General features: G+C 71.6%; 16 protein-coding genes and 1 tRNA gene. 12 read left to right on the top strand and 5 right to left on the bottom strand.

Annotated elements, in window-relative coordinates:
- Positions 1-63 precede the first annotated feature (63 nt).
- From paaA to AB0K17_RS02785, 6 genes are all read left to right on the top strand, one after another.
- On the top strand, positions 64-1,014 hold the full coding sequence (gene paaA / locus AB0K17_RS02760) for a 1,2-phenylacetyl-CoA epoxidase subunit PaaA (RefSeq protein ID WP_365967782.1): 951 nt from the start codon (positions 64-66) through the stop codon (positions 1,012-1,014).
- A complete protein-coding gene (paaB, locus tag AB0K17_RS02765) occupies positions 1,011-1,298 on the top strand; it encodes a 1,2-phenylacetyl-CoA epoxidase subunit PaaB (protein WP_336410259.1) in 288 nt (95 codons plus the stop codon). The genes paaA and paaB overlap by 4 nt, the downstream gene beginning before the upstream one ends.
- Complete coding sequence (gene paaC / locus AB0K17_RS02770) at positions 1,295-2,014, top strand: 1,2-phenylacetyl-CoA epoxidase subunit PaaC (protein WP_365967781.1); 720 nt, start codon at positions 1,295-1,297, stop codon at positions 2,012-2,014. The genes paaB and paaC overlap by 4 nt, the downstream gene beginning before the upstream one ends.
- Positions 2,008-2,535, top strand: coding sequence for a 1,2-phenylacetyl-CoA epoxidase subunit PaaD (gene paaD / locus AB0K17_RS02775; RefSeq protein ID WP_365967780.1), 528 nt, complete (start codon positions 2,008-2,010; stop codon positions 2,533-2,535). Before paaC ends, paaD begins: the two co-directional genes overlap by 7 nt.
- Entirely contained in the window at positions 2,535-3,620 is a 1,086-nt protein-coding gene (locus tag AB0K17_RS02780; RefSeq protein ID WP_365967779.1) for a 2Fe-2S iron-sulfur cluster-binding protein, read from the top strand. Before paaD ends, AB0K17_RS02780 begins: the two co-directional genes overlap by 1 nt.
- 117 nt (positions 3,621-3,737) lie before the next feature.
- Positions 3,738-4,868 (top strand): acyl-CoA dehydrogenase family protein, encoded by a 1,131-nt coding sequence (locus AB0K17_RS02785; RefSeq protein ID WP_365981883.1) that lies wholly within the window; start codon positions 3,738-3,740, stop codon positions 4,866-4,868.
- A 47-nt stretch (positions 4,869-4,915) separates the two neighbouring features.
- Here the strand turns inward: AB0K17_RS02785 and AB0K17_RS02790 are convergent, their stop codons facing one another.
- From AB0K17_RS02790 to AB0K17_RS02805, 4 genes are all read right to left on the bottom strand, one after another.
- Positions 4,916-5,263 (bottom strand): rhodanese-like domain-containing protein, encoded by a 348-nt coding sequence (locus AB0K17_RS02790; RefSeq protein ID WP_365964944.1) that lies wholly within the window; start codon positions 5,261-5,263, stop codon positions 4,916-4,918.
- A gap of 20 nt (positions 5,264-5,283) precedes the next feature.
- Positions 5,284-6,087: a hypothetical protein gene (locus tag AB0K17_RS02795; protein ID WP_365964945.1), complete on the bottom strand. Its 804-nt coding sequence runs from the start codon at positions 6,085-6,087 to the stop codon at positions 5,284-5,286.
- Positions 6,088-6,115: 28 nt separating this feature from the next.
- A complete protein-coding gene (locus AB0K17_RS02800) occupies positions 6,116-7,513 on the bottom strand; it encodes a DUF2252 domain-containing protein (protein ID WP_365964947.1) in 1,398 nt (465 codons plus the stop codon).
- Positions 7,514-7,723: 210 nt separating this feature from the next.
- Positions 7,724-7,810: transfer RNA gene (locus AB0K17_RS02805), tRNA-Leu, on the bottom strand.
- Between the two features lie 364 nt (positions 7,811-8,174).
- Here AB0K17_RS02805 and AB0K17_RS02810 point away from each other — a divergent pair.
- The 6 genes from AB0K17_RS02810 (at position 8,175) to pknB (ending at position 16,218) form a co-directional block, all read left to right on the top strand.
- Positions 8,175-8,990 (top strand): DUF3662 and FHA domain-containing protein, encoded by an 816-nt coding sequence (locus AB0K17_RS02810; protein WP_365964948.1) that lies wholly within the window; start codon positions 8,175-8,177, stop codon positions 8,988-8,990.
- A gap of 10 nt (positions 8,991-9,000) precedes the next feature.
- Positions 9,001-9,531: an FHA domain-containing protein gene (locus AB0K17_RS02815; protein WP_365964949.1), complete on the top strand. Its 531-nt coding sequence runs from the start codon at positions 9,001-9,003 to the stop codon at positions 9,529-9,531.
- A gap of 21 nt (positions 9,532-9,552) precedes the next feature.
- The gene (locus tag AB0K17_RS02820) at positions 9,553-11,133 is read left to right on the top strand and encodes a PP2C family serine/threonine-protein phosphatase (protein ID WP_365981884.1); all 1,581 of its coding nucleotides are present in this window, start codon (positions 9,553-9,555) and stop codon (positions 11,131-11,133) included.
- Between the two features lie 38 nt (positions 11,134-11,171).
- Entirely contained in the window at positions 11,172-12,569 is a 1,398-nt protein-coding gene (locus tag AB0K17_RS02825) for an FtsW/RodA/SpoVE family cell cycle protein (protein ID WP_365965145.1), read from the top strand.
- Complete coding sequence (locus AB0K17_RS02830) at positions 12,566-14,020, top strand: penicillin-binding protein 2 (protein ID WP_365981885.1); 1,455 nt, start codon at positions 12,566-12,568, stop codon at positions 14,018-14,020. Before AB0K17_RS02825 ends, AB0K17_RS02830 begins: the two co-directional genes overlap by 4 nt.
- Before the next feature lie 164 nt (positions 14,021-14,184).
- On the top strand, positions 14,185-16,218 hold the full coding sequence (pknB, locus tag AB0K17_RS02835) for a Stk1 family PASTA domain-containing Ser/Thr kinase (protein WP_365964952.1): 2,034 nt from the start codon (positions 14,185-14,187) through the stop codon (positions 16,216-16,218).
- Positions 16,219-16,278: 60 nt separating this feature from the next.
- Here the strand turns inward: pknB and AB0K17_RS02840 are convergent, their stop codons facing one another.
- Positions 16,279-16,980, bottom strand: coding sequence for a class E sortase (locus tag AB0K17_RS02840; protein ID WP_365981886.1), 702 nt, complete (start codon positions 16,978-16,980; stop codon positions 16,279-16,281).
- Positions 16,981-16,994: the final 14 nt, after the last annotated feature.

Here is a 16,994-nt window from a genome sequence, read left to right on the forward strand (position 1 = left end):
GGCCCACCATTGAACCGAACGATCGGTCGGTAGGGAGAGTTCGCGAGGCGAGGGGGCACGGACATGACCACGACGGCGCCGGAGGCACAGACCCTGGAGGCGGTGTTCGACGCCACGGTCGCCGCGGACGAGCGCATCGAGCCGCGCGACTGGATGCCCGACGCCTACCGCGCGACGCTCGTCCGGCAGATCGCCCAGCACGCCCACTCCGAGATCATCGGCATGCAGCCGGAAGCCAACTGGATCACGCGGGCGCCCTCCCTGCGGCGCAAGGCGATCCTCATGGCCAAGGTCCAGGACGAGGCGGGCCACGGGCTGTATCTGTACAGCGCGGCCGAGACGCTGGGCACCAGCCGCGAGGAGCTGCTCGACAAGCTGCACGCCGGCCGCCAGCGCTACTCCTCGATCTTCAACTACCCCACCCTGACCTGGGCCGACGTCGGCGCGATCGGCTGGCTGGTGGACGGCGCGGCCATCACCAACCAGGTGCCGCTGTGCCGCTGTTCCTACGGGCCGTACGCGCGCGCCATGGTCCGCATCTGCAAGGAGGAGTCCTTCCACCAGCGCCAGGGGTACGAGCTGCTGCTCACCCTCAGCCGCGGCACGCCGGCCCAGCACGAGATGGCCCAGGACGCCGTGAACCGCTGGTGGTGGCCCTCCCTGATGATGTTCGGCCCGCCCGACGACGCCTCGTCGCACTCCGCGCAGTCCATGGCGTGGAAGATCAAGCGGCACTCCAACGACGAGCTGCGCCAGCGCTTCGTGGACATCTGCGTCCCCCAGGCGGAGTCCCTCGGGCTCACCCTGCCCGATCCCGACCTGCGGTGGAACGAGGAGCGCGGCCACTACGACTTCGGGCCCATCGACTGGACCGAGTTCCAGGAAGTGCTCCGGGGCAACGGCCCCTGCAACGACCAGCGCATCACCCAGCGCCGCACGGCACACGAGAACGGCGCCTGGGTGCGCGAGGCAGCCGCGGCGTACGCGGCCAAGCACGGGAAGGCGACGGCATGACCGGCACCGACTGGCCCCTGTGGGAAGTGTTCGTGCGCAGCAGGCGGGGCCTGTCCCACACGCACGCCGGCAGTCTGCACGCGCCGGACGCGGAGATGGCCCTGCGCAACGCCCGCGACCTGTACACACGGCGCTCCGAGGGCGTCTCGATCTGGGTGGTGCCCTCCGCCGCGATCACCGCCTCGTCGCCGGACGAGAAGGATCCCTTCTTCGAGCCCGCGGCCGACAAGCCCTACCGCCATCCGACCTTCTACGAGATCCCCGAGGGGGTGCGGCACCTGTGACCGTGGCACCCGCCCTTCCCGCGGCGCTCGCCCTCGGCGACGACGCCCTGGTGCTCTCCCACCGGCTCGGCGAGTGGGCCGGGCACGCCCCCGTGCTGGAGGAGGAGGTCGCCCTCGCCAACATCGCCCTCGACCTGCTCGGCCAGGCCCGCACCCTGCTCTCCCTCGTCGGGGACGAGGACGAGCTGGCCTTCCGCCGCGAGGAGCGCGCCTTCCGCAACGTCCAGCTCGTCGAGCAGCCCAACGGCGACTTCGCCCGCACGATGGCCCGGCAGCTGTTCTTCTCCGTCCACCAGCACCTGCTGTTCGGGCAGCTGGCCGCCGGGGACGGGCCGCTGGCCGGCCTGGCCGCCAAGGCGGTCAAGGAGGTCGCCTACCACCGCGACCACGCCGAGCACTGGATGTTGCGGCTCGGCGACGGCACCGAGGAGAGCCACACCCGGATGCAGGACGCCCTGGACGGCCTGTGGCGGTACACCGGCGAGCTGTTCGAGCCCGTCGAGGGCCTGGAGGTGGGCTGGGCCGAGCTGCGCGAGGGCTGGACGAAGGCCGTCGCCGACGTGGTCGAGCGGGCCACGCTCACCCTCCCCGCAGGCCCGCAGTCCGGCAGCTGGACGGCCGGCGGCGGCCGGCAGGGCATCCACACCGAGCCGTTCGGCCGGATGCTCGCCGAGATGCAGCACCTGCACCGCAGCCACCCGGGGGCGTCATGGTGAGCCCGCGCACCCCCCTGGAACCCACGCCGGTGGAGCCCACGCCGCTGGAGGAGGAGCTGCGCGCCCTGGCCGGGGCCGTCCCCGACCCCGAGCTGCCCGCGCTCAGCCTGGCCGAGTTGGGCGTGCTGCGGGAGGTGCACGTCACCGGTCCCGGCCGGGTCGAGGTGGAGCTGACCCCCACCTACACCGGCTGTCCCGCCATCGAGGCCATGTCCGAGGACGTCCGGCAGGTGCTGCGCGCCCACGGCCAGCAGGAGGTGACGGTCCGCACCGTCCTCTCGCCGGCCTGGTCCACCGACGACATCACGCCCGAAGGGCGCCGCAAGCTCGCCGAGTTCGGCATAGCCCCGCCCCGGCCCACGGCGGCGGGCGGGCCGGTCATGGTCGACCTGGCCATCCGCTGCCCCCACTGCGGCTCCACCGACACCACGCTGCTCAGCCGGTTCTCGTCCACCGCCTGCAAGGCCCTGCGCCGCTGCGAGTCCTGCCGCGAACCGTTCGACCACTTCAAGGAGTTGTGATGGCAGCGGCCCACCACGGCGCGTTCCACTCCCTGCGGGTCACGGCCGTCGAACCGCTCACCGACGACTCGGTCGCCGTCACCCTCGCGGTGCCGCCCGCCCTGCGCGAGGCCTTCCGGTACACGCCCGGCCAGCACCTGGCGCTGCGCCGGACGGCCGAGGGCACCGAGATACGCCGCACCTACTCCCTCTGCGGCCGGGCGTCGGGCGCCGAGGGGCCGCAGTCCCTGCGGATCGGGGTGCGGCTGGTGGACGGGGGAGCCTTCTCCACGTACGCCCTCAAGGAGCTCGCTCCCGGGGACGTCGTCGAGGTGATGGTGCCCGCCGGCCGGTTCGTGCTCACCCCGCGCCCGGGCCACTTCGCGGCGATCGTCGGCGGCAGCGGCATCACCCCGGTGCTCTCCATCGTCTCCACGCTGCTGGAGAGCGAGCCGGCCGCCCGGTTCTGCCTGATACGCAGCGACCGCACGACGGCCTCGACGATGTTCCTGGACGAGGTGGCCGAGCTCAAGGACCGCTTCCCCGACCGCTTCCAGCTCGTGCAGACCCTCTCCCGCGAGGAGCAGCAGGCCGGCCCCGCCTCCGGCCGGCTGGACGAGGAGCGGCTGACCCGGCTGCTGCCGGCCCTGCTGCCCGTGCCGGACGTCGACGGCTGGTTCCTGTGCGGCCCGCACGGTCTGGTGCAGGGCGCCCGCGGCGCACTGAAGGCGCTGGGCGTCCCCCGCGAGCGCGTCCACCAGGAGATCTTCCACGTCGAGGAGGCCTCCGCCGCTCCCGCGCCGACCGGCGCACCGGCGGGGACGCCGGCGCACAGCACGGTGACCGCCAAGCTCGACGGCCGCAGCGGCAGGTGGCCGGTGCGCGAGGGCGAGTCGCTGCTGGAGACCGTGCTGCGCAACCGCGCCGACGCCCCCTACGCCTGCAAGGGCGGCGTGTGCGGCACGTGCCGGGCGTTCCTGGTCTCCGGCGAGGTGCGGATGGACCGCAACTTCGCTCTGGAGCAGGACGAGTTGGACGCCGGTTACGTCCTGGCCTGCCAGTCCCACCCGGCCACGGAGGAGGTCGAGCTGGACTTCGACCGCTGAGCCGACCGGCCCGTGCTCATGCGGCAGCAGCCGCGCCTTGCCATTCCCAATTGCCCGGGCAGCGCCTATCTTGACGGACCGTCAGATGATGTGGACGGCTGACGAAGGGGCGGTGCAGTGGACTTCACCTTCACCGAGGAACAGCAGGCGGCCGCCGAGGCCGCACGGGCCGTCTTCTCGGGCGTCGCCCCCGACGCCGTCCCCAGCCCGGCCCTGACCCCCGGCGCGGTCGCCGAGGACTTCGACCGCCCGCTGTGGCAGCGCCTGGCCCGCGCCGACCTGCTGGGCCTCGTCGTGCCGCAGGAGCACGGCGGCTCCGGCCTCGGCCCCCTCGCCCTGTGCCTGGTGCTGCGCGAGGCCGGCCGGGTGCTGGCCCGCGTCCCGCTGCTGGAGACCGCCGCCGCGGCCCTGGTCCTGCGGGCGTGCGCCGCACCGCAGACCCGGCGGCTGCTCGCGCCCCTCGCCCGGGGCGAGCTCGTCGTCACCGTGGCCGCCCACGGCCGCACCGGCCACGACGCCCCCGCGCTGTCCGCCACGGCCACCCCGCACGCCGGCCACTGGCTCCTGGACGGCGCCCACACCGCCGTACCGTGGGCCGCCACCGCCGACCGCGTCCTGCTGCCGGCCCACACGCCCGACGGGCGGACCGTCCTCGCACTGCTCCCGCCCGACCGCACCGGCATCACCCTCGCCGAGCAGGTCTCCACGAACGGCGAGCGCCTCGGCCACCTGACCCTGGACTCCGCCCGCGCCGAACACACCGAGCTGATCTCCGAAGACGGCGCCTGGGAGTTGCTGCGCACCACGCTGACCTGCGGCACCTGTGCCCTGGCCCTCGGCCTCGGCGAGGCAGCCGCCCGGATGACGAGCGACTACACGAGCAAGCGCGAGCAGTTCGGCCACCCGCTGGCCACCTTCCAGGCCGTGGCCGTCCAGTGCGCCGACCGCTACATCGACCTGCGGGCCATGGAGGCCACGCTCTGGCAGGCCGCCTGGCGCCTGGAATCCGGCGCCCCCGGCCCGCTGCCGGCCGCGGCCGACGTGGCCGTCGCCAAGATCTGGGCGGCGGAGGGCGTGCGCCGCGTGGTGCAGACCGCCCAGCACCTGCACGGCGGCTTCGGCGCGGACACCGACTACGCCCTGCACCGCTACCACGCCTGGGCCAAGCAGCTCGAACTCGTGCTGGGCCCGGCCGCCGCCCACGAGGAGGCCCTGGGCGACCTGCTGGCCGCCCACACCCCGGGCTAGATCACCACAACGCCGGGGGTCGGAACGCCGGGGCCGCAACGCCGGGGTCAGATCACCGAGCCCGGCGCCCCGCCGGCGTCCACCACCGGGCGGCCGGCGGCCGCCCACACCTGCATGCCGCCCTCGACGTTCGCCGCGTCCAGTCCCTGCTGCACCAGGTAGGCGGTGACCTGCGCGGAGCGACCTCCCGAGCGGCAGATGACGTTGATCCGGCCGCCCGCGGGGGCCTTCTCGGTCAGCTCGCCGTAGCGCGCCACGAAGTCGCTCATCGGGATGTGCAGCGCCCCTTCGGCGTGCCCCGCCTGCCACTCGTCGATCTCGCGCACGTCGAGCAGGAAATCGTCGGACGTCAGGGCGTCGACGGCGACCGTGGGAACTCCGGAACCGAAAAACATGTCTCCGACGCTACCGGACGCTAGGTAACGAGCGAGGCCAGGTGGGCCTCGCGTTCGGCGATCTGCGCCACCAGCCCGTCGGCGATCTGCACCAGCAGCCCGTCCGGGTCGTCGGGCGCCATCCGCAGCATCGAGCCGATGGCCGACTCCTCCAGTTCCGCGGCCAGGGCGGAGAGCATTTCCTTGCGCTCGGCCAGCCACTCCAGCCGCGCGTAGAGCTCCTCGCTGCGGTTCGGCCGGCGCTGTGCGGGCAGCGGGCCGGCCGCCCACTCCTCGGCCAGCTGCAGCAGCTGCGCCTCGTCGCCGCCGGCGTAGGCGGCGTTCACCCGGACCATGAACTCCTCGCGGCGCCGGCGTTCGCCGTCCTCCCGGGCGAGGTCGGGGTGCGCCTTGCGGACGAGGTCACGGAAGATCTTGCGTGCCTCCTCGCTCGGCCGCACCCGCTGCGGCGGCCTGACCTGCTGCTCGGTGAGCATGGCCTGGGCCTCCGGCGAGAGCCCGTCGCCGTCCATCCAGCCGCCGAACAGCTCCTCGACCCCGGGCATCGGCTGCACCATGGCGCGCGCCTCGCGCGCCCGGCGCACGTCCTCGGGCGCGCCCGTGCGCGCCGCGACGGCCTCGGCGATATGCGCCTCCAGCTCGTCCAGGCGGGCGTACATCGGGCCGAGCCGCTGGTGGTGCAGGCGGGAGAAGTTCTCCACTTCGACCCGGAAGGTCTCCACCGCGATCTCGAACTCGATCAGTGCCTGTTCGGCCGTCTCCACCGCCCGGGCGAGACGCTCGACGCCGGGCTCCTCGGAAATATCGGCTTCCGGATTCGTCACCCGCCCAGGGTACGAGGTCCGGGGGGTCTCAGATCCCCGTCTCGGCCGCCACCCGCCCGCTGCGCACCGCGGCCGCCAGCTCCGCGTGATCCGCCTCCGTACGGTCGGCGTAGGTCACGGCGAAGGCCGCCATCGCCTCGTCGATCTCCTCGCCCTTGCCGCAGTAGCCGGCCACGACCAGCGGATCGAGGCTGTGCGCGTGCGCCCGGGCGAGCAGCGCCCCGGTCATCCGCCCGTAGTCGTCGAGCTCGTCGCCGGCCAGGAGCACGGGGTCCACGCTGCCCTTGCGATTGCGGAACTGCCGTACCTGGTACGGCCGTCCGGCCACCGTCGTCCAGCCCAGCAGCACGTCGCTGACGACCTGCATCGCCTTCTGCCCCAGCACCACCCGCCGCCCCTCGTGGGCGACCGGCGCAGGGGCGAAGCCCGCCTTCTCCACATGCGGCAGCAGCGCGGAGGGCCGGGCCTCCTTCACCTGCAGCACCAGCGGCTCGCCCCGGTGGTCGAGCAGCAGCACGACGTACGAACGCAGGCCCACGCTGCCGGTGCCCACGACCCGGAACGCCACGTCCTGCACCTCGTAGCGGGCCAGCAGCGGCAGCATCTCGGCGGGCAGGGTACCCAGGTACGGGGCGAGCGCCGCGGCGACCTCGGCCGCCTCCCCGTCCGGCACCCGGCGCAGCACCGGCGGCGCGTCCACGAACCGCCGCCCGCCCGAGCCGTCCTTCTCCGTCGCCTTCGCGGCGAAGCGGGCGCTGTTGTTGCGCCGGGCCTTCTCCGAGACCTTCTCCAGCGTGCCGGTCAGCTGGTGGGCGTCGGCGTGCGAGACGAGTTCCTCGTCGGCGATGGCGTTCCACGCCTCGCTGGCGGGCATCCTGGCCAGCAGCCGCATGGTGCGCCGGTAGGCGCCCATCGCGTCCCGCGCGGCCTGCCGGCAGGCCGCCTCCCCGGCCCCGGCCTCCCGCCCGGCCAGCACCAGCGAGGCCGCCAGCCGTTTGACGTCCCACTCCCAGGGGCCGTGCAGCGTCTCGTCGAAGTCGTTGAGGTCGATGACCAGCCTGCCGCGCGCGTCCCCGTACAGCCCGAAGTTGGCGGCATGGGCGTCCCCGCACACCTGGGCGCCCAGCCCCGTGACCGGGGTGTCCACCAGGTCGTACCCCATCAGCCCGGCCGAACCGCGCAGGAAGGCGAACGGCGAGGCCACCATGCGCCCCACCCTGATCGCAACGAGCTCCGCCAGTCGCCCGGCGTTCGCCGCCTCCACGCTCTCCACGGCCCCCGGCCGCCCGGCCCCGACCCGGAACTCGGCGTGCGCGGCCCGCGGCACCTTCGCCCGCAGCGCCTTCCCCACCGCCTTGCCCCCGGCCCGAGCGGCCCCCCGCCCCACCGGCTCCGCAAACCCCGGCACAAACGGCAGTCGCGCCATCGCGGCGCCTCCTCCCCCGTCGACGACAGTGCCCCGAAGGTACAGCCCGGCCGACGAAGGGAAGACGAAGGGAAAGGGACGTGCCGCGGCCCGGGAGAGTTCAAGATCACAAACGCGGGGGATCCGGAAGGACGGAACGGCAACGGCACCCGGACATGCAGAACGGGCCCCTCCGAGTGACTATCGTCACTCGGAGGGGCCCGTTCCGACTGGTGCGCGAGGGGGGAGTTGAACCCCCACGCCCTTTCGGGCACTGGAACCTGAATCCAGCGCGTCTGCCTATTCCGCCACCCGCGCATTGGGTGTGTCCTCAGGCTACCAGGTCGAGATCCTGGGCTTTTCGGCCCGGGCTTTCGTCCGTTCGCCTTCCGACATCGAGAACATTAGCACGGTTCCGAGGGCGCCTTCACACCCGTTGCCCCCGGCCGCCCCCGTGCGGGACCACAGGGAGGGCTCCGGTTGCGCGACACTGGGCTCGGGCCGCCTCTACGATCCGCGTAGCGGATCCGCGTGGGCGCGCAGCGCGCGGCGGTGGGGCGACACTCGTCACTCCTGGCGCCGAAGGGGAACCAGCTGTTTTCCCGGCGCGTGGATACGATCAGTAAGCAGTACAGGAACGACACCGAGCATCACAGACGTCACTGAGGGAAGGAGGTGCCCCGTGGGAGTACTGAAGCGCTTCGAGCAGCGACTCGAGGGTCTCGTCAACGGCACCTTCGCCAAGGTGTTCAAGTCCGAGGTGCAGCCGGTCGAGATCGCGGGGGCACTCCAGCGGGAGTGCGACAACAACGCCACCATCTGGAACCGTGACCGCACCGTCGTCCCGAACGACTTCATCGTGGAGCTGAGCGCCCCCGACTTCGAGCGGCTCAGCCCGTACTCGGGGCAGCTCGGCGACGAGCTGTCCGGCATGGTCCACGACTACGCCAAGCAGCAGCGGTACACCTTCATGGGGCCGATCAAGGTCCATCTGGAGAAGGCCGACGACCTCGACACCGGTCTGTACCGGGTGCGCAGCCGCACGCTGGCCGCCAGCGAGTCGCAGGAGCCGCACGGCAGGCCGCCGGCGGGCCGGGCCGCGGGCGGGGGCTACCCCCCGCAGCCGGCCGGGGCGCCGCCCATGCCCGCCACGCCGCCGCCGGGCGTACGCCCGCTGCCGCGCACCGGGCCGGGCCCGAGCGCCGGGGCGGGCGGTCAGACGCGCCGCTGGATCGAGATCAACGGCACCCGCCACCAGATCTCGCGGCCCACCCTCGTGCTGGGGCGCAGCACGGAAGCGGACGTACGCATCGACGACCCCGGCGTCTCCCGCCGGCACTGCGAAATCCGGGTCGGCACCCCCGCGACGATCCAGGACCTGGGGTCGACGAACGGCATCGTGGTGGACGGACAGCACACCACGCGCGCTACGCTCCGCGACGGCTCACGGATCGTCGTGGGCAGTACCACCATCGTTTACCGGCAAGCCGAAGGGTGAAGCGGGGGCAATGTCAGAGCTGACCCTCACGGTCATGCGGTTGGGTTTCCTCGCCGTACTGTGGCTGTTCGTCATCGTGGCCGTCCAGGTCATCCGCAGCGACCTGTTCGGCACGCGCGTGACCCAGCGCGGGTCCCGTCGCGGTGACGGCGCCCGCGCCGCGCGTGCGGCGCAGACCGCGCCGCCGCAGCAGCGCCAGCAGCAGTCCGGCGGCGGTGGCCGCCGGGCGGACCGCTCGCGCCGCGGGGCGCCCACCAAGCTGGTCGTCTCGGAAGGCTCCCTGACCGGCACCACCGTGGCCCTGCAGGGCCAGACGATCTCCCTCGGCCGTGCCCACGACTCCACGATCGTGCTGGACGACGACTACGCCTCCAGCCGGCACGCCCGGATCTACCCCGACCGCGACGGCCAGTGGATCGTCGAGGACCTGGGGTCGACCAACGGCACCTACCTCGACCGGACCCGGCTGACCACTCCGACCCCGATTCCGCTCGGCGCGCCGATCCGTATCGGCAAGACCGTCATCGAGCTGCGGAAGTAGTACGACCATGACGACCGGAGGGTGGGCAGCGTGGCTGGGAAGGGGCTGTACCCGGAGCCGACGGGCGAGGTGCGCATGAGTCTGTCACTGCGCTTCGCCGCCGGATCGCACAAGGGCATGATCCGGGAGGGCAACGAGGACTCCGGTTACGCCGGCCCCCGGCTGCTCGCCATCGCCGACGGCATGGGCGGCCAGGCCGCCGGCGAGGTCGCCTCCTCCGAGGTGATCTCCACCCTGGTCACCCTCGACGACGACGTCCCCGGCTCCGACATCCTCACCTCGCTCGGCACCGCCGTGCAGCGCGCCAACGACCAGCTGCGCGTCATGGTCGAGGAGGACCCGCAGCTGGAGGGCATGGGCACCACCCTGACCGCGCTGCTGTGGACCGGTCAGCGCCTGGGCCTGGTGCACGTCGGCGACTCCCGGGCGTACCTCCTGCGCGACGGGGTCCTCACCCAGATCACCCAGGACCACACCTGGGTGCAGCGTCTGGTGGACGAGGGCCGCATCACGGAGGAGGAGGCCACCACCCATCCGCAGCGCTCCCTGCTGATGCGCGCGCTGGGCAGCGGCGACCACGTCGAGCCGGACCTGTCGATCCGCGAGGTGCGTGCCGGCGACCGCTACCTGATCTGCTCGGACGGCCTGTCCGGCGTCGTCAGCCATCAGACGATGGAGGAGACGCTCGCCAGCTACCAGGGTCCGCACGAGACGGTCCAGGAGCTGATCCAGCTCGCCCTGCGCGGTGGCGGCCCGGACAACATCACCTGCATCGTCGCCGACGTCCTCGACGTCGACGGCGGGGACTCCCTGGCCGGCCAGTACAGCGACACCCCGGTGATCGTCGGCGCGGTCGCCGAGCACCAGGTGCAGCTGGGCGGCGACGCCATGGGCACCCCGGCCGGCCGTGCCGCCGAGCACGCCCGCGCGCACCGTCCCGCGCCGCCGCAGGACGGTGGCGGCGCGCCCGGTGGCTTCGGGCCGCCCGGCAGCGGCGACATGTACGCCATGGGGGCCACCGACGGTCCGGAGGGCTTCGGCCCGTTCACGGACGAGGACTTCGTCAAGCCCCGCCGCAAGGGCCGGTGGCTGAAGCGCTCGTTGATCCTCGTCCTGGCCCTGGGCGTGGTGGGCGGCGGTCTGTACGGGGGCTACACCTGGACGCAGACGCAGTACTACGTGGGCGCCAAGGACAACGACCACGTGGCCGTCTACCAGGGCATCAACCAGGACCTGGCCTGGCTCAGCCTGAGCCGCCTGTACGAGGACCACCCCGAGATCGAACTCAAGTACCTCCCGGTCGACCAGCGCAGCCGCGTGGTGGACACGATCGCGGTCGGCAGCCGCGACCAGGCCCTGCAGAAGGCCAAGGAGCTGGGCACGCTCGCCGGCGCCTGCAAGAAGGAGGGCGAGCGCCGCAAGGCCGAGCAACAGCAGCAGCGCGAGAGCGAGAAGCAGAACGCCGATCGCACCGGCGGGGCCGCGAAGGATCCCGCCAAGGAGAAGGAAGCCGCACAGGCCACCCCGGCCCCCAGCCCGGGCCCCACCCTGAGCGAGGAAGAGCAGAAGTTGGTCCCGCAGTGCAGCAGCGCCCAGCAGTGAAGCCGTAGGGGGCCACACGCATGTCAGCGATTTCACCGATGCCGAACACCACCAACACGACGACGATCAGCACCGCGGGCCCGCCCAGCAGGCGCAACACCGAGCTCGCGCTGCTGGCCTTCGCCGTGCTCATCCCGTGCTTCGCCTACGCCAACGTGGGCCTCGCCATGGACGGCGAGATGCCCACCGGCATGCTCGGCTACGGCATCGGCCTCGGTCTGCTGGCCGGTGTGGGTCACCTGGTGGTGCGCCGGTTCGCCAAGTACGCGGACCCGATCCTGCTGCCGATGGCCACGTTCCTCAACGGCATCGGCCTGGTGATCATCTGGCGTCTGGACCAGTCGCCGCGGCTGCAGGCCCGCAAGTTCTTCCATGCCAGCGCCACCAACCAGCTGATGTTCTCGGCGCTGGGCATCGCGCTGTTCGTGGTCGTCCTGATGGTCCTGAAGGACCACCGCATCCTGCAGCGCTACACCTACATCTCGATGGTGGCGGCGCTGATCCTGCTGATCGCCCCGGTGTTCTTCCCGGCGAAGTTCGGCGCGCGCATCTGGATCACCATCCCGGGTCTGGGCTCGATCCAGCCGGGTGAGTTCGCCAAGATCGTGCTGGCGGTCTTCTTCGCCGGCTACCTGATGGTCAAGCGCGACGCGCTGGCCCTGGCCAGCCGCCGTTTCATGGGGCTGTACCTGCCGCGCGGCCGTGACCTCGGCCCGATCCTGGCGGTGTGGGCGTTCTCGATCCTGATCCTGGTCTTCGAGACCGACCTCGGCACCTCGCTGCTGTTCTTCGGCATGTTCGTCGTGATGCTCTACGTCGCGACCGAGCGCACCAGCTGGATCGTCTTCGGCCTGCTGATGTCGGCCGTCGGCGCGGTCGCGGTCTCCACCTTCGAGCACCACGTCCAGCAGCGTGTGGACGCCTGGCTGCACCCCTTCGACGCGTTCAAGGACGGCAGCTCCGACCAGATCGCGCAGGCGCTGATGGCCTTCGGCTCCGGCGGCGTCTTCGGTACGGGCTGGGGCCAGGGCCACTCCGACCTGATCGGCTTCGCGGCCAACTCCGACTTCATCCTCGCCACCGTCGGCGAGGAGCTCGGTCTGGCCGGTGTGATGGCCATACTGCTGGTCTACGGGCTGATCGTGGAGCGCGGCGTGCGCACCGCGCTGGCCGCCCGGGACCCCTTCGGCAAGCTGCTCGCCACGGGCCTGTCCGGCGCCTTCGCCATCCAGGTCTTCGTGGTCGCGGGCGGCGTCATGGGCCTGATCCCGCTGACCGGTATGACGATGCCGTTCATGGCCCAGGGCGGTTCCTCGGTGATCGCCAACTGGGCGCTGATCGCCGTCCTGATCAAGATCAGTGACACGGCCCGCCGGCCCGCACCGGCCCCCGCCCCGTCCCCCGACGCCGAGATGACCCAGGTGGTCCGCCCGTGAACAAGCCCGTGCGCCGGATCGCCATCTTCTGCGGTCTCCTCGTCCTCGCCCTGATGATCCGGGACAACTGGATCCAGTTCGTCCAGGCGGACGAACTCAAGACCAACAAGAACAACCGGCGGGTGACCATCGCCCGCTACAGCCAGCCGCGCGGCAACATCATCGTCGACGGCAACGCCATCACCGGCTCCGAGCAGACCGGCGGCATCGACTTCAAGTACAAGCGCACCTACCAGAACGGTGAGATGTGGGCCCCGGTCACGGGCTTCAGCTCCCAGGTCTTCGGTGCCAACCAGATCGAGAAGCTCGAGGACCCGGTCCTGACGGGCGACGACGACCGGCTGTTCTTCAACCGCACGGTCGACATGATCACCGGCAAGGGCAAGAAGGGCGGTGACGTGATCACCACCCTCAACGCCAAGGCCCAGGAGGCCGCCTTCAAGGGCCTGGGCAGCAAGAAGGGCGCGGTCGCCGCCCTCGACCCGCGCACCGGCAAGATCCTCGCGCTGGCCTCCACGCCGTCGTACGACCCGTCGAAGATCGCCGGGGCGCAGGACTCCAAGGCCTGGCAGGCCCTGCAGGACGACAAGAACCAGCCCATGCTGAACCGGGCGCTGCGCCAGACCTACCCGCCGGGTTCGACGTTCAAGGTCGTCACGGCCGCCGCGGCGCTGGAGAACGGCCTGTACACGGACGTGGACGCCAAGACGGACTCGCCGCTGCCGTGGACGCTGCCGGACACCCGGATCGACCTGAAGAACGAGGGCAACATCCCCTGCAAGGACGCCTCGCTGCGCGTGGCCCTGCAGTGGTCCTGCAACAGCGTCTTCGGCAAGGTCAGCGCCGACCTGGGCAACAAGAAGATGATCGACCAGGCGAACAAGTTCGGCTTCAACAAGCCGGTGGACACCCCCGTCCGCGCCGTGCCGAGCGTCTACCCCAAGGACAACCGCCCGCAGAACGCGATGGCCGGCATCGGCCAGGCCTCCAACCGCGCCACCCCGCTGCAGATGGCCATGATCGCCGCGGCAGTCGCCAACAACGGCAAGCTCATGGAGCCGTACATGGTCGACAAGCTGCGCGCGCCGAACCTCAACGTCATCGAGCACCACCAGCCCAAGGAGATGAGTCAGCCCATCTCCGCGGACACCGCGCGCAAGCTGCAGAGCATCATGGAGACCGTGGTCGAGCAGGGCACCGGCAAGTCGGCCCAGATCAGCGGCGTGAAGGTCGGCGGCAAGACCGGTACGGCCCAGCACGGCGTGGACAACAGCGGCAACCCGTACGCGTGGTTCATCTCGTACGCGAAGACGGACAACGGTTCTCCGGTGGCGGTCGCCGTGGTCATCGAGGGCGACGAGGAGACCGCGCGGGACGACATCGCCGGTGGTGCGCTCGCCGCGCCCATCGCGAAGAGCGTGATGCAGGCGGTGCTCGCGACGGAGAAGTGATCCGGCCCACTCCCTCGCGGCCGTTTCCCCCCTCCGTCTGTACCGGTCCTATATCAGGTGACGGTGGCGCCCGGGAGGCGCCCCGGACGCCGGGTACGGTAGGCCGGACAGCACACAGCCGGACGTAACGAAGGTGCGGTCAGGAGAACGGAAGGGCTGGAGCTATGGAAGAGCCGCGTCGCCTCGGCGGCCGGTACGAGCTGGGCTCGGTGCTCGGCCGCGGTGGCATGGCCGAGGTCTACCTCGCCCACGACACCCGGCTCGGTCGCACCGTCGCCGTGAAGACGCTGCGGGCGGACCTCGCCCGCGACCCGTCCTTCCAGGCCCGGTTCCGTCGCGAGGCGCAGTCGGCGGCCTCGCTCAACCACCCGTCGATCGTCGCCGTCTACGACACCGGCGAGGACTACGTCGACGGCGTCTCCATCCCGTACATCGTCATGGAGTACGTCGACGGGTCGACGCTGCGCGAGCTGCTGCACTCGGGCCGCAAGCTGCTGCCCGAGCGGTCGCTGGAGATGACCATCGGCGTCCTGCAGGCCCTGGAGTACTCGCACCGGGCCGGCATCGTGCACCGCGACATCAAGCCCGCGAACGTCATGCTGACGCGCACCGGCCAGGTCAAGGTCATGGACTTCGGCATCGCCCGCGCGATGGGCGACGCCGGCATGACGATGACGCAGACCGCGGCCGTGATCGGCACCGCGCAGTACCTCTCGCCGGAGCAGGCCAAGGGCGAGCAGGTCGACGCGCGCTCCGACCTGTACTCCACCGGCTGCCTGCTCTACGAGCTGCTCACGGTGCGCCCGCCGTTCGTCGGCGACTCCCCCGTGGCCGTCGCCTACCAGCACGTGCGCGAGGAGCCGAACCCGCCGAGCACCCACGACCCCGAGATCGCGCCCGAGATCGACGCCATCGTCCTCAAGGCGCTGACCAAGGACCCGGACTACCGCTACCAGTCGGCCGACGAGATGCGCGCCGACATCGAGGCGGCCCTGGACGGCCGGCCCGTGGCCGCCGCGGCCGCCCTGGGCGCCATGGGCCCCGGCGGCTACGGCGAGGACCAGCCGACCACCATGCTGCGCTCCCACGAGCAGGGCATGGGCCAGACGTCGATGATGCCGCCCGTCCCCGAGGGCGGTGGCTACGGCGGCGGGTACGGCGGCTACGACGAGGGCTCCCGCGGCGGGCGCCGCGGCAACGGCGGCGGCCGGAAGAACAACCTGTCGACGATCCTGCTGGTCGTCGCGGGCGTCCTGGTGCTGGTCGGTGCGATCTTCATCGGCAAGTCGCTCTTCAGCGGCAGCGGCAACAACGACCGGGTCACCGTGCCCAGCCTGACCGGGCAGACGCTGGCCGAGGCGCAGCGCTCCGGCGAGAACGGCGGCTTCAAGGTCGTCGAGGGCGAGCAGAAGAACTGCGACCAGGACAAGGGCAAGGTCTGCGACCAGGACCCCAAGGCCGGCACCAAGGTCGCGCGCGACAGCGAGGTCAAGGTCGTCGTCTCCAAGGGCAAGGCGAAGATCGTCGTCCCGGACGTCCTCGGCACGCAGTTCGACGCGGCCAAGGCGGAGCTGGAGGGCAAGGGCTTCACGGTCACGCAGAAGCAGGAGGAGTCCGACCGCACCACCGGCATCGTGATCAAGCAGGACCCCAAGGGCGGCACGTCGGCCGACAAGGGCTCCGAGATCGTCCTGACGGTCGCCACCAAGGCGTCGAGCAAGACGGTGCCCTCGGTGGTCGGCCAGCCCTTCGACCAGGCCCAGAAGCAGCTGACGGACCTCGGCTTCCAGGTGCAGCGCACCGACGAGGACTCCGACAAGCCGGCGGGCACGGTCACCCGGCAGAGCCCGGACGGCAACACCTCGGCCCAGCCCGGCTCGACGGTCAACCTGTTCGTCTCCAAGGGCGGCAAGGCCAACGTGGGCGTGCCCAACGTGGCGGGCTGGAAGCTCAAGGACGCCAAGAAGGCGCTGACCGACGCCGGTCTGAAGGTCGGTCCGATCGCGGGCCCGCAGGACGACAACGCGATCGTCCTGGGCACGAACCCGCCGATCGGCCAGCAGGTGCCCAAGGACACGCCGGTCGCCCTGACGACCCAGCAGGGCGTCCCGGACGGCACCGGGGGCGCCGCCCAGGGCCAGACGGGCGGCAACCAGGACATCGGTGGCCTGTTCGGCGGCTGGGGCCGCAAGCACTGACACACGCCGAAGCCCCGGCATCCCTCACGGGATGCCGGGGCTTTCGCGTACGCGGCGGGATCAGCCCGCCAGCTCCTTCGGCGGGGTGCGCTTGGCGTCGACCTTCTGCGTGCGCTCCAGCTCCGCCCAGACGATGTAGCGGTAGTCGGAGGTGTACACCGGCGTGCAGGTCGTCAGGGTCAGGTAGCGGCCCGGCTGCGTGCGGCCCGACTCCTTGGGGACGGGGTCGAGGACGGCGACGTTGTAGCGGGAGGTCTCCTTCAGCTCCGCGTAGACCTTGTAGACGTACCAGACGTCACGGGTCTCGAAGACGACCGCGTCACCTGTCTTGATCTTGTCGATGTTGTGGAACTTCGCGCCGTGGCCGTCGCGGTGGGCGGCGAGGGTGAAGTTGCCCTGCTTGTCCCAGGGCATGGCCGCCTTCACCGGGTCGCGGTAGTAGCCGGCGACGCCCTCGTTGAGGACGCCGCTGCCGGTGCCGGGCTTGACCAGCACCTCGCCGTTGCGCATGGCCGGTACGTGCAGGAAGCCGATGCCGTCCTTGGTGTCGAGCGCGCCGGGACCGGTGGCGACCGGGGCCTTGGCCCAGTTGTCGCGGACGTGGTCGCCCTGGCGCCGGGCCTCGCGGTCGGCGAGGACGTTGGTCCACCACAGGGAGTAGACGACGAACAGTGCCATGATCACACCGGCGGTGATCAGGGCCTCGCCCAGGACGCTGACGACGGCGGCGATCCGCCTCCTGGTGCGGTCGGTGCCTGCCACGGACGTTCGTACCC

Origin of the sequence: Streptomyces sp. NPDC049585 (assembly GCF_040675615.1) — a bacterium.
GTDB classification, from domain to species: Bacteria; Actinomycetota; Actinomycetes; order Streptomycetales; family Streptomycetaceae; genus Streptomyces; species Streptomyces luteosporeus.

Excerpts from the sequence above, each read along its gene's own strand:
- paaA (WP_365967782.1), top strand. The coding sequence starts at position 64 with ATGACCACGACGGCGCCGGAGGCACAGACCCTGGAGGCGGTGTTCGAC.
- paaB (WP_336410259.1), top strand. The coding sequence starts at position 1,011 with ATGACCGGCACCGACTGGCCCCTGTGGGAAGTGTTCGTGCGCAGCAGG.
- paaD (WP_365967780.1), top strand. The coding sequence starts at position 2,008 with ATGGTGAGCCCGCGCACCCCCCTGGAACCCACGCCGGTGGAGCCCACG.
- AB0K17_RS02780 (WP_365967779.1), top strand. The coding sequence starts at position 2,535 with ATGGCAGCGGCCCACCACGGCGCGTTCCACTCCCTGCGGGTCACGGCC.
- AB0K17_RS02790 (WP_365964944.1), bottom strand. The coding sequence starts at position 5,263 with ATGTTTTTCGGTTCCGGAGTTCCCACGGTCGCCGTCGACGCCCTGACG.
- AB0K17_RS02800 (WP_365964947.1), bottom strand. The coding sequence starts at position 7,513 with ATGGCGCGACTGCCGTTTGTGCCGGGGTTTGCGGAGCCGGTGGGGCGG.
- AB0K17_RS02815 (WP_365964949.1), top strand. The coding sequence starts at position 9,001 with ATGTCAGAGCTGACCCTCACGGTCATGCGGTTGGGTTTCCTCGCCGTA.
- AB0K17_RS02825 (WP_365965145.1), top strand. The coding sequence starts at position 11,172 with ATGCCGAACACCACCAACACGACGACGATCAGCACCGCGGGCCCGCCC.
- pknB (WP_365964952.1), top strand. The coding sequence starts at position 14,185 with ATGGAAGAGCCGCGTCGCCTCGGCGGCCGGTACGAGCTGGGCTCGGTG.